Genomic DNA, 11,454 nt, shown 5'->3' with positions numbered 1-11,454 from the left:
TATGACTGACCACAAACCATCTGTCTTATTCGTGTGCGTCCACAACGCTGGACGTTCCCAAATGGCCGCCGGCTACCTGCGCCATTATGCGGGCAACCGCATCGAAGTCCGCTCAGCAGGATCCGTCCCGGCCGAACACATCAACCCCATCGCGGTCGAGGCGATGAGCGAAGACAGCATCGACATCACCGCCGAGCAGCCGAAAGTTCTCACAGACGAGGCTGTGCAGGACTCAGACGTGGTCATCACAATGGGCTGTGGCGACGCATGCCCTTTCTTCCCGGGAAAGCGCTACGAAGACTGGGAACTCGATGACCCAACAGGCCAGGGCATCGAAGCGGTTCGCCTGATCCGCGACGACATCAAGATCCGCATCGAGGCGCTCGTGGCTGACTTACTCGGTCAAGATTAAGGGGGCACCGGATGACTGATGTCGTAGTCATCGGCGGTGGGCAGGCCGGCCTCGCCGCTGGATATTTTCTTCGCAGAGCAGGTCTCGAATTCGTGATTCTCGACGACCACGCCGGCCCCGGCGGAGCCTGGCAGCACGGGTGGCAGTCGTTGCGTCTGTTTTCACCCGCCGAATACAGTCCACTGCCAGGCTGGCCGATGCCTGCGCAGAAGGGTGAGTCATTTCCCACCGCCGATCATGTCGTTGACTACCTGACCCAGTACGAACACCGTTACGATCTGCCCGTTCAACGCCCGGTTCACGTCAGCAATGTCTACCAGGATCGGGGGCAGCTGTTCGTCGATACCGATACCGGCACCCTGGAGACCACGGCGGTCATCAGCGCCACCGGAACATGGCAACGCCCCTATGTCCCTCACTATCCGGGCTGTGAGGATTTCACGGGACGACAGCTGCACACCGTTGAGTACTATTCGCCCGAGGACTACACCGACCAACGGGTTGTCATCGTCGGCGGTGGGAACTCCGCCGCCCAGATCGTCTCGGAAGTCTCGACCGTGGCGCAGACACTGTGGGTGACGCAGCGCCGACCACGGTTCATGCCTGATGACGTCGATGGACGAGTGCTCTTCGATGTTGCCACCGCCCGCGAGGCGGCCCAGCGGGCCGGGCGCGACCACGATGGCGTGTCGGGGCTCGGCGATATCGTCATGGTCCCTCCCGTGCGGGCTGCACGCGATCGTGGCGACCTGAGCGCTTCGCCGATGTTCGAGCGATTGACCTCGGCTGGGGTTTCGTGGGCCGACGGCAGTGAGTACAGCTGTGATGCCATCATCTGGTGCACCGGCTTCAAACCACACCTCAAGCATCTCAAGGGGCTCGAATTGACCTGGGAGAACGGGCATCCAGTCACCGTGGGCACTCGAAGCATCGATGTTCCTGGTCTGCACCTGCTGGGGTATGGCGATTGGACGGGGTTTTCCTCCGCGACCATCATCGGTGCCGCCCGCACAGCGAAGTCTGCGGTCGCGGACGTGAGCGAATACGTGCCAAGCACTCAAGCACAGTAGCTACCGCGACACCAATGCGGATCGAGTACTGCTTCAGCTGGCGCTACAGTGGACGGGACAGCCCTGGAACCTGACATCAGTATCGAGTTGTCAGCCCACCGGCACCAATGAGCAATACTGCCATCACAATTGCCATAGCAGGATATCCGCTCAGCAGACCGGCTCAAGCGGGTCCGGCCACAGGGGCAAAGGCACCGACAAACGTCATCGGTGCGGTGGAGACTGCGCAGAAGACCAAGAAGCAGAGCATCTATGAAACCCGGAGCTTGGCAAGGCGCCCTGCTTCATGTCCAACGTCGGCCACACGAATGCATACCGTGAGAACGGCAGGCACCCGACGAACGCGTGCACCCGCTGACTGCGACCGCCGACGGGATCCGACAGACGCATCGTCTTGCCCGACCAGTCGACCTCGACGCTCTGACCTGCTTTGCGGCGGACTCGCGTTGAGAGTCCGGTGACGAGGCCATGCTGCTGACACGTCTTGCAGAACCTGTTGCACCCCATCGACGGAGCCCCCATCGCAGTGCACGCATCGCGGTGCTCACCATGCAGCAGTTTCAGCGCTGCTCCGACACCGGCGAGTTCGCGGTGGACGAAGTCCCAATCAGGCTGGGTGCATAGACGCTTTCGCGTTCCCCGCGCCCCGGCGACCAATCGCGTATACTTGCGTGCTATTCGACTTTCTCCTTCTGCCGTGTGATCGGCCACACGGCAGAAGGAGCCGAGATGTTGTGGGCATGACGCTGCAGTCGCCAACCGGGATGAAGGAACGGGCACCCGAACTGCACGATGGGTGGTGTCTGAGCAACCATCCAGCAGAACGAGCCCCGTTCCGATGACCCACGCTATTACCCCGCTGGCCCCGGAAAGAAGACACAGCTTCGTAACCCGCGTCCTCGACGACAGCCGGCTCCGTCCCGAACACAAACGGTCAGCTCGGCGCATCCATCTCGAACTGACACAGTTGGGCCACCACCGCGGCCTGCGCACCGGCATCACGCGCCTCATTCGCGTCGTGCCGGAGAAAGGGACCAAGTTATCGAGCGATACCAGCGACTGCTTTCCGAGGAATGCCTCTTTGCCCGCGTCAATGAGTCCAAGCAGGATCACCGGAAGGCAATAGAGGTGCGGGGCCATCACTACAACTGTCATCGGCCTCATACCCCCTGTGCATATCAGCCACCGGCCGCCCGCGTCCACGAACGTGTCGACCACGTCGTGACCCCATACACCTAAAGCGGCGGAAGATCGACACGACAGCCGATCGACGACCATGCGCCGTCTCAGTGCCGTAGGACTCGCAGCTCTGCGCGGACGAGTCTGGTGAGCGACAACGCTGCCTCCAGAGGATTCGGGTCTTGCGCAGTGCCCTGGACCTGTCAGGTCAGCAGCTCAGCGTTGAGCACGGTCTCATGTGAGCCCCAGGGGCTCCCAGTGACTGGCGACTCCTGGAAGAACTCGTCGATGCGCATGAGCTCATCATCCCTTGGGCGGCCCCCACGTGCAGCCGGCGGCCCGTTGAATATTGCGCACTTCAGTGCATACATGCCCCTAGAGACAGGCATGAAGAAGGCCCCTGATCGACGTTTCCGCTGACCAGGGGCCCGTTCTCGTGCCCGCGACAGGATTCGAACCTACGACCTTCTGCTCCGGAGGCAGACGCTCTATCCACTGAGCTACGCGGGCAAAAGCTCTCCAACTGTATCACGCATCAGAGAGCCGTGTCGGTCATTGGCCCTTGATCATTTTGCGAGCTGGTACGTATTCCCAGTGCCAGGGCTCGTACTTGCTCGACTTTGCCCAGTCCGGGTTTTCCCAGCCATATTCCCCGGCATTTGCGACAAGCCACTCGTACTGCTGTCCACTGGCGGTTTCCGTCCCGCCGCCGAAGTCGATGGCAATGCCCCAGCCGTGCATTGAGGTTCCAGGCTTTGCGGCAAGTCCCGGCTTGGAGGCCGCTACTGCCTGTTGGGAACCGATGGGCCGGTAGCTGTCGGTGACCTCAAGCTCTTTGCCGGTGTCCGCTTTGTACGCAGCGTTCATCTGAGCGAAGGCAACCGCAGCGTCAGCACGAAGCTGGTGTCCACCAACACCGATCTTGCACATCCATTCGTCCGGAAGCTGTCCGTTCTGGGCATCGCCCGAGGGAGCATCGCCGGAACAGCCGGGAAGAGCGGTGCGTTCAATGGTGCGCGAAGCAGCGTGGGCTTTGTCGCCCTCAGACTGCAGAACACCGCCCGAGAGGCTGCTCGTCTGGCCGAGAGTCGAATCGCCGCTCTGTGCGCCTGCACCGTCCACTGCTTCCAGCAGCAGGCCATCAGGTGAATCCCCGACTTCTTCGGCCTTGGCATAGGCCGAAGAGCCCAGACTTGAGCTCATAACGGCGAAACCGCCTCCGATCACGCCGATCGCGGCGACTGCAGCGACTGAGGAACCGGCAAGCTGGCGGCGCATGCGGTATGCGCGCAGGCGAGAACCGTCAGAGCCACGGCCGATCGCCGCCGGGACCGGCCCGTTATTGACCGGAGCCAAGGGGACAACAGAGGCGCGCCTACCCGCAGCCGACGACACGGCGTCCGCACGGCGCATAAAGCTGAACTTGCTCTTTTTCGCAGAGCGCTTTTCAGCCATGAGAGCATCGCGTCGGCTCATAGGCTGGCGATTGGGCACCGCCTCGACAGCACTTCCGCGCATGCCGCGCTTTTCAGCCAGGAGCGCTTCACGGCGGCTGATAGGCTGCGCATTCGGCATCGTGGCGGAGGCTTCCCCGCGGGCGGCGCGCTTTTCAGCCAGGAGCGCTTCACGGCGGCTCATAGGCTGGCCATTCGTTCCTGCGTCCACAATCCTCCCTCGGGTAACAACCTCACGGATGCGCCGTCATCGACAGCGTCCGATGTCACAACAGTGTAACGACCAATAGCCATCTTCACAATTCTGTTATCGCCTTGGCATGTTAATCACAGACAGATCACCTATGGAGTGCTCATTCAGCCCGTCAGCTGGCCGATCCGCGCTGCATCACGTCGCGGACCTCGCCGACAAGCTCTTCGAGAACGTCTTCCAGAAACAGAACGCCGACCGGCTTTCCTGCCGCGCTGATCACGCAGCCGACGTGATTTCCCGCCTCCTGCATCTTCTGCAGAGCATCTTCGATTTCAGCGTCCGCCGAAATCGTCACCAGCGAGCGAAAGCGCTTGGAGTGCACGGGGCTTTCATAGTCGACCTCGTCTTCGACGTACAGGACGTCCTTGACGTGGATATAGCCGTCGGGCGCACCGTCGGCATCGAGCACAATGAACCGCGAAAAGCCCTTCTGCCCAACAAGAGCTGAAATGCGCTCAGGCGTCACGTCCGGCGCAACAGTGACAACCTTCTGGATGGGAACCATGACATCGGAAGCTTTTTTGTCGGAGAACTCCAAGGCCCCTTTGAGCAGTCCGCCGTCGTCGGCCAAGAGACCTTCGCGCTTGGACTCAGCGACAATCGCCTGCACTTCTTCGACCGTGTAGGCGGCGTTGACGTCATCGCGCGGAGTGATCCCGCACAGCTTGAGCAGGCCATTGGCAAAGGCATTGAGCGGATGAATGACGAAGCCGAAGATCTTCGCCAGGAAGACCAGCGGCGGAGCCAGAATCAGCACAGAGTGCTTCGCTTCTGCCAGCGCAATGTTCTTCGGAATCATCTCGCCGACGACCACGTGCAGAAAGGTCACAGCCGAAAGCGCAATCGCAAAGCCGAGGGCACCGGCAGCCGCGGGAGGTATCTGCATCCACTCGAGCGGGCCGGCCAAAAGGTGGTGGATTGCAGGCTCGGCAATGCCGCCGAGCATAAGCGAACAGACCGTGACGCCCAACTGGCAGATGGCCAGCATGAGCGACACGTGCTCCATTGCATACAGCGCGGTTTTGGCTGAACGGCGCCCGGCGTCAGCCAAAGGCTCGATCTGCGAACGGCGAGCCGCCACAACACTGAATTCAGCGGCCACGAAGAAGGCATTGCCCAGAATGAGCACCACCAGCCAGAAAAGTCCCAACCAGTCGTTCACAGTGCCGTCCTCGAAAAGTCGGGGATCATGCGCAGCCGCTCGATCCGATGGCCCATCATCCTCTCGACAACGAGATCGGCGCCGTCAATGCTGATGCGCGCGCCGACCTTCGGGATCTCTCCCAAACGATAGAGAACCAGGCCGGCCATGGTTTCGTAATCGGAATTCGAGGGAATCGCCATGCCGGTAGCCTCCACCACCTCGTCCGGGCGCATCATGCCCGGCACAATCCACGAGCCGTCGCGGGCCGGCCGCACCATGACGCGCAGACGATCGTGCTCATCGGCGACCTCCCCAACGAGCTCTTCCACAACGTCCTCCAGCGTGACAAGACCCGCGGTGCCGCCGTACTCGTCGATGACGACAGCCACCTGGTTGCCCTCCTGGCGCAGGAGCAGGAGGAGAGGCTCCAGTTCCAAGGTGTCCGGCACCTCGCGCAGATCGGACATAAGACCCCCGGCGTAGGCGTCCTCACGTTTGCTGAACGGAACGGCAATCGCGTGCTTGACGTGCACAATGCCCACGATGTCATCGCGCGAGTCACCCGCCACCGGAAAGCGCGAAAAGCCAGTCGAACGTGCGTGCGCGATGATGTCCGCGGCAGTCGAGTCCTTGTTGACCGACACCATGCGCGTGCGCGGAGTCATAATGTCCTCCGCCGTGAGTTCAGAAAAGCTCAGAGTGCGGGTAACCAGGTCGGCCGTCTGTTCGTCAATCGCACCTTCATCGGCAGAATGGCGCACAAGTGCGGTGAGCTCATCTGCCGACCGCCCCGCCGTCGACTCTTCCTGCGGTTCAATTCCCATTGAACGCAGCGCCCTATTGGCCGAACCGTTGAGGAGCGCGATCACCGGCTTGAAGACAACAGAGAAGAAGTACTGAAACGGCACGGCGATCTTAGCCGCGGTCATGGGAGCGGAGATCGCCATGTTCTTCGGCATGAGCTCGCCGACCACCATCGACAGCACGGTCGAAATGATGAGCGCAATGACAATTGACAGGGTCTGCGCCGCAGCAGCGGGAACATCAAAGCCGGTGAACAGCTGCCTGAGCAGCACACCGACTGACGGCTCCATCAAGAAGCCCGTGAGAAGCGTGGTGAGCGTAATGCCCAGCTGTGCTGCAGACAGCTGCGTCGACAGGTGCTTCAGCCCCAAATCCAGGTACTTAGCTCCGCGCTTCCCTTCGGCAAGTGCCTTGTCGACATCGTGCCGATCGAGTGTCAGAAGAGAGAATTCGCCGGCCACGAAATAACCCGTGCCGACGATCATGAGGAGGGCCAAGCCCAGATACAGCCACTCCACTACGAAACCACCTCGAACGTCACCGAGGCGCACAAGAACCCGACGGTCAACGCCGGGCCGAAACTGGCATATTTCATGACGCCATCCTAGCGAACAGTCAGCGGGATTCGAGTCGCCAACCGCGCGGCAGATCGGCCGCGCTTCGACCGGGGTGACGGACGACACAGGAGAAATCTAAACCGTGCGGGATACTGCCGAATCAATTGGCTAGACTGGTTCGCGACGTCGTTGTACCCACCAAAGCTTAGGAAGAAGGCGATCAGCGCCGTGTCTGAATCGAACCCGACCATCACGGCCGATGACTTCGGCTCGAACGAATGGCTGGTTGAGGAACTCTACGAGCAGTACCGAAAAGACAAGAACTCAGTAGACAAGGCCTGGTGGCCCGTCTTTGAGAAGTACGAAGCTCAGAGCAGCGATTCGGCCCCTGCCGCACAGAAGGCGGCTCCGCAGAAGAAGGCCCCTGCCACATCTTCGCAGAGCACAAAGAAGAAGAGCTCGACGTCGTCCAAGGGCGTAACCCCTTCGTCGACGGAAGCGGAAACCCCTAAGGCCGAATCCAAGACCGCCGCCTCCAAGAAGACCGCAGCCGGCAGTGCGCAGAAGACCACCTCAGCGCCTCAGGATGCTGAAGACAAGGTCACCAAACTGCGCGGACCTGCCAAGGCCGTAGCCGTCAACATGGACGACTCCATCAACGTTCCCACCGCTACGTCCTACCGTCAGCTTCCGGCTAAGGCGATGATCGACAACCGGATCGTCATCAACTCGCACCTCAAGCGCACTCGCGGCGGCAAGGTCTCCTTCACCCACATCATCGGCTTTGCCGTGATCCGGGCACTCAAGGCGATGCCCACCCAGAACGTCTACTACGACGAACAGGACGGCAAACCTGCAATGGTACAGCCGGCCCACGTCAACTTCGGGCTGGCAATCGACGTGCCCCGCCCCGACGGCACGCGCATGCTGTTGGTGCCCAACGTCAAGGCAGCCGACACTCTGACCTTCCGCGAATTCATGGCGGCCTACGACGACCTCGTCGAACGCGGCCGGGGCGGCAAGCTCGGAGCCGAAGACTTCGCGGGCACCACCGTGTCGCTGACCAACCCCGGCGGCATCGGCACCATGATGTCCGTCCCCCGCCTCATGCGCGGTCAGGGCGCAATCGTCGGCGTCGGCGCCATGAACTACCCCGCAGAATTCCAGGGCGCAAGCCAGGAGACCATCAACCGTCTAGCCGTTTCCAAGGTCGTGACCCTGTCGTCGACCTACGACCACCGCGTCATCCAGGGTGCAGGCTCGGGCGAATTCCTCAAACTCGTCCACGAATACCTGCTGGGCGCCGACGGCTTCTACGACGAAATCTTCGAGTCCCTCCAGCTTCCCTACGAACCAGTGCGCTGGCTGCCCGACCTCGATGCATCCGATACCGACGATGTCAACAAGACCGCCCGCGTCATCGAGCTGATCGACTCGTACCGCACCCGCGGCCACCTCATGGCGAACATCGACCCGCTGGTGTACCGCCAGCGCACGCACCCGGACCTCGACATCAACAACCACGACCTCACCCTGTGGGATCTCGAGCGCTCCTTTGCAACCGGCGGCTTCGGTGACAAACCGGTCATGCCTCTGCGCGACATCCTCGGGCTGCTGCGCGACGCCTACTGCCGCACGACCGGCTACGAGTACATGCACATCGCCGACCCGGAGCAGCGCCGCTGGTTCCAGTCGAAGATCGAAGTTCCGCACGAAGAGCTCACCCGCGAAGAACAAGGCCACATCCTCGGCCGGCTCAACGCAGCAGAAGCCTTCGAAACCTTCCTGCAGACCAAATACATCGGCCAGAAGCGCTTCTCGCTCGAAGGCGGCGAATCGACCATCGTCCTGCTGGACGAAATCGCCAACGAAGCCGCCGACGCAGGCCTGGAAGAAGTGGCTATCGGCATGGCCCACCGCGGCCGCCTCAACGTTCTGACGAACATCGCCGGAAAGTCCTACGCACAGATCTTCCGCGAGTTCGACGGTGTGCAGTCGCCCGAATCCTTCCAGGGCTCCGGCGACGTCAAGTACCACCTGGGCATGGACGGCTCCTTCACCTCGCCGGCAGGCAACACCACCAAGGTGTCGGTCGCGGCAAACCCCAGCCACCTCGAAACCGTCAACCCCGTTCTCGGCGGAATTGTGCGCGCCAAGCAGGACGAACTCGACCACGGCGAAGAGGGCTTCGGCGTTCTTCCAATTCTGGTCCACGGCGATGCAGCCGTCGCCGGTCAGGGCGTGGCTTTCGAAACCGTTCAGCAGTCCGAACTGCGCGGCTACCGCACCGGCGGTACGATCCACGTGGTCATCAACAACCAGGTCGGCTTCACCACATCACCGGCATCGGCCCGCTCGTCGTTCTACTCCACCGATGTCGCCAAGTCGATCTCGGCTCCGGTCATCCACGTCAACGGCGATGACCCCGAAGCCGTCTTCCGTGCGGCCCGCCTGGCATTCGAATTCCGCCAGACGTTCCACCGCGACATCTTCATCGACCTCGTGTGCTACCGCCGCCGCGGGCACAACGAAGGCGACGACCCGTCGATGACCCAGCCGGTCATGTACTCGCTCATCGACAAGAAGGCCTCGGTGCGCAAGCTCTACACCGAATCCCTTGTCGGAAGGAAGTTCATCAGCGACGAACAGGTCTCCGAAGTCGTCAAGGACTACCAGAACAAGCTCGAAGCCGCCTTCGAAGAGACGAAGGAAGCCGAGAAGTCCGCAGGTGCCGACGCCGGATTCCCGCAGAAGATCGACATCGCGCCAACCGACTTCGGCACGGAGATCGAAACCGCTGTGTCCAGCGACGTCATCGAAAAGATCGGCGACGCCCACGTCGACGTCCCCGAAGACTTCGAAGTTCACAAGAAGCTGCGCAGCCTTCTGAAGAAGCGTCAGGAAATGTCGCGTTCGGGCGGCATCGACTGGGGCTTCGCTGAGCTGCTGGCCTTCGGTTCGGTGCTCATGGAGGGCATCCCGGTCCGCATTGCCGGTCAGGACTCCCGCCGCGGGACCTTCACCCAGCGCCACGCTGTGCTGATCGACCACGACAACGGCAACGAATGGACTCCGCTTGCCAACCTCACCGATGATCAGGCTCGCTTCTGGGTCTACAACTCGCTGCTGAGCGAATATGCCGCCATGGGCTTCGAGTACGGCTACGCCGTTGAGAACAAGAAGGCCCTCGTGCTGTGGGAAGCTCAGTTCGGCGACTTCGCTCAGGGCGCGCAGTCGATCATCGACGAATACATCGCGTCTTCTGAACAGAAGTGGGAACAGCTCTCCGGTCTCGTTCTTCTTCTGCCCCACGGCTACGAAGGCCAGGGCCCGGACCACTCCTCGGCCCGCATTGAGCGCTTCCTCCAGCTGTGTGCAGAGAACAACATGACGGTTGCAAACCCGTCGAACGGCGCCTCGCACTTCCACCTGCTGCGCCGCCACGCACACACCGAGAACAAGCGCCCCCTGGTGGTCTTCACGCCGAAGTCCATGCTGCGCCTCAAGGCTGCCGCAACAGATGTCGAGCAGTTCACCTCGGGCCGTTTCGAACCGGTCATTGCCGACACGACCGTCGATGCTTCGAAGGTCAACCGGGTGGTTCTTGTCTCCGGCAAGTTCTACTGGGACCTCGTGGCTGAGCGCTCCAAGCGCAACGACGAAACCACGGCTATTGTCCGCATGGAGCAGCTGTACCCGCTCGACACCGACGCGGTCAAGGAAGCACTCAGCGCCTACCCGGCCGATGCAGAAATCGTCTGGGCGCAGGAAGAGCCCGAAAACCAGGGCGCTTACCCGTTCATGGCCCTGCACTTGGACCCCGCGCTCGACGGTCGCACGCTGCGCCCCGTCGGCCGCGCATCGTCTGCAGCACCGGCTACCGGCCTGAAGAAGGTTCACGACTTCGAACAGGCCGAAGTCATCAAGCGGGTCTTCGATAAGTGACTCCGCACAGGAGCACATCGATCGTCGTGGCCGGTGACCATCTGGTTGCCGGCCACGGCGATGGTCGTGCCCTGGGATGGGTTGGCCGTGTGGCTGTCCGCACGCACCCAGTGCTCGAGGGGGCCAGATTCTATACTCTGGCTGCCCCGGGCGAAGATTCCGCGAAGTTTGCAGACCGCTGCATGGCCGAAGCCCCACTGCGCTTCGACGATGACGGTGACAATCGGCTGGTGCTCGCTCCAGGCTGCGGCGATATCGCCGCCGGAACTTCCACGGCGCGTTCCCGGCTGAATCTGGCTAATCTTCTCGACCAGGCTCTCAGCCGCGGGTACTCGGCTTTTGTCGTCGGCCCAACCCCCGCACGCGACCACGCCGACAACCGCAGGATTGAAGAACTCAACCGCGGATTTTCAGAAGTTGCCCTGCGCCGCAGCATCCCCTACGTGGATTGCTTCACTCCCCTGGCAGACCACGCTGTCTGGCAGCGGGAACTGGCGGCGTCAAACGACGGTCTGCCGCGCCAGGAGGGCTACGGACTGCTGTCGTGGCTCGTGCTCAACCGAGGATGGTTTGAATGGTTGGGCGTGGAGGACGCCGTCGTCTGATTCGAGGCGCTGCTCACTCTATTTGGCGTGG

The 11,454-nt window shown here is 61.8% G+C and carries 7 protein-coding genes, 1 tRNA gene and 2 pseudogenes; 5 read left to right on the top strand and 5 right to left on the bottom strand.

Translation table 11 applies throughout. The features are described from left to right. Window position 1: 1 nt before the first annotated feature. Both GC119_RS00680 and GC119_RS00675 read left to right on the top strand, forming a co-directional pair. Entirely contained in the window at window positions 2–412 is a 411-nt protein-coding gene (locus GC119_RS00680) for an arsenate reductase ArsC (RefSeq protein WP_151952233.1), read from the top strand. A gap of 11 nt (window positions 413–423) precedes the next feature. Further along, on the top strand, window positions 424–1,482 hold the full coding sequence (locus GC119_RS00675) for an ArsO family NAD(P)H-dependent flavin-containing monooxygenase (protein WP_070573856.1): 1,059 nt from the start codon (window positions 424–426) through the stop codon (window positions 1,480–1,482). A gap of 279 nt (window positions 1,483–1,761) precedes the next feature. Here the strand turns inward: GC119_RS00675 and GC119_RS10995 are convergent. After that, a pseudogene (locus GC119_RS10995) lies at window positions 1,762–2,132 on the bottom strand (IS21 family transposase); the annotation flags it as partial. Between the two features lie 391 nt (window positions 2,133–2,523). Here GC119_RS10995 and GC119_RS00670 point away from each other — a divergent pair. Then, window positions 2,524–2,721, top strand: a pseudogene (locus tag GC119_RS00670) (integrase core domain-containing protein); the annotation flags it as partial. A 377-nt stretch (window positions 2,722–3,098) separates the two neighbouring features. On the opposite strand, the gene GC119_RS00665 reads toward GC119_RS00670, so the two are convergent. The 4 genes from GC119_RS00665 to GC119_RS00650 form a co-directional block, all read right to left on the bottom strand. Continuing rightward, window positions 3,099–3,171, bottom strand: a tRNA-Arg gene (locus GC119_RS00665). 42 nt (window positions 3,172–3,213) lie between these two features. Next, window positions 3,214–4,326: a D-alanyl-D-alanine carboxypeptidase family protein gene (locus tag GC119_RS00660; RefSeq protein WP_226829143.1), complete on the bottom strand. Its 1,113-nt coding sequence runs from the start codon at window positions 4,324–4,326 to the stop codon at window positions 3,214–3,216. Between the two features lie 154 nt (window positions 4,327–4,480). Next, window positions 4,481–5,530, bottom strand: a complete 1,050-nt coding sequence (locus GC119_RS00655; RefSeq protein ID WP_070573859.1) for a hemolysin family protein — start codon at window positions 5,528–5,530, stop codon at window positions 4,481–4,483. Further along, window positions 5,527–6,834: a hemolysin family protein gene (locus GC119_RS00650; RefSeq protein WP_226829141.1), complete on the bottom strand. Its 1,308-nt coding sequence runs from the start codon at window positions 6,832–6,834 to the stop codon at window positions 5,527–5,529. Before GC119_RS00650 ends, GC119_RS00655 begins: the two co-directional genes overlap by 4 nt. A gap of 267 nt (window positions 6,835–7,101) precedes the next feature. Here GC119_RS00650 and GC119_RS00645 point away from each other — a divergent pair, with 267 nt between their 5' ends. After that, on the top strand, window positions 7,102–10,818 hold the full coding sequence (locus GC119_RS00645; protein WP_070573861.1) for a multifunctional oxoglutarate decarboxylase/oxoglutarate dehydrogenase thiamine pyrophosphate-binding subunit/dihydrolipoyllysine-residue succinyltransferase subunit: 3,717 nt from the start codon (window positions 7,102–7,104) through the stop codon (window positions 10,816–10,818). Continuing rightward, the gene (locus tag GC119_RS00640) at window positions 10,815–11,423 is read left to right on the top strand and encodes a GDSL-type esterase/lipase family protein (RefSeq protein ID WP_070573863.1); all 609 of its coding nucleotides are present in this window, start codon (window positions 10,815–10,817) and stop codon (window positions 11,421–11,423) included. Before GC119_RS00645 ends, GC119_RS00640 begins: the two co-directional genes overlap by 4 nt. The last annotated feature ends 31 nt before the right edge of the window (window positions 11,424–11,454 follow it).

The sequence above is a fragment of the Brevibacterium sp. Marseille-P9724 genome, assembly GCF_902500275.1.
In the GTDB taxonomy this organism is placed as follows: domain Bacteria; phylum Actinomycetota; class Actinomycetes; order Actinomycetales; family Brevibacteriaceae; genus Brevibacterium.
This window is presented reverse-complemented; position numbering and strand designations above follow the sequence as displayed.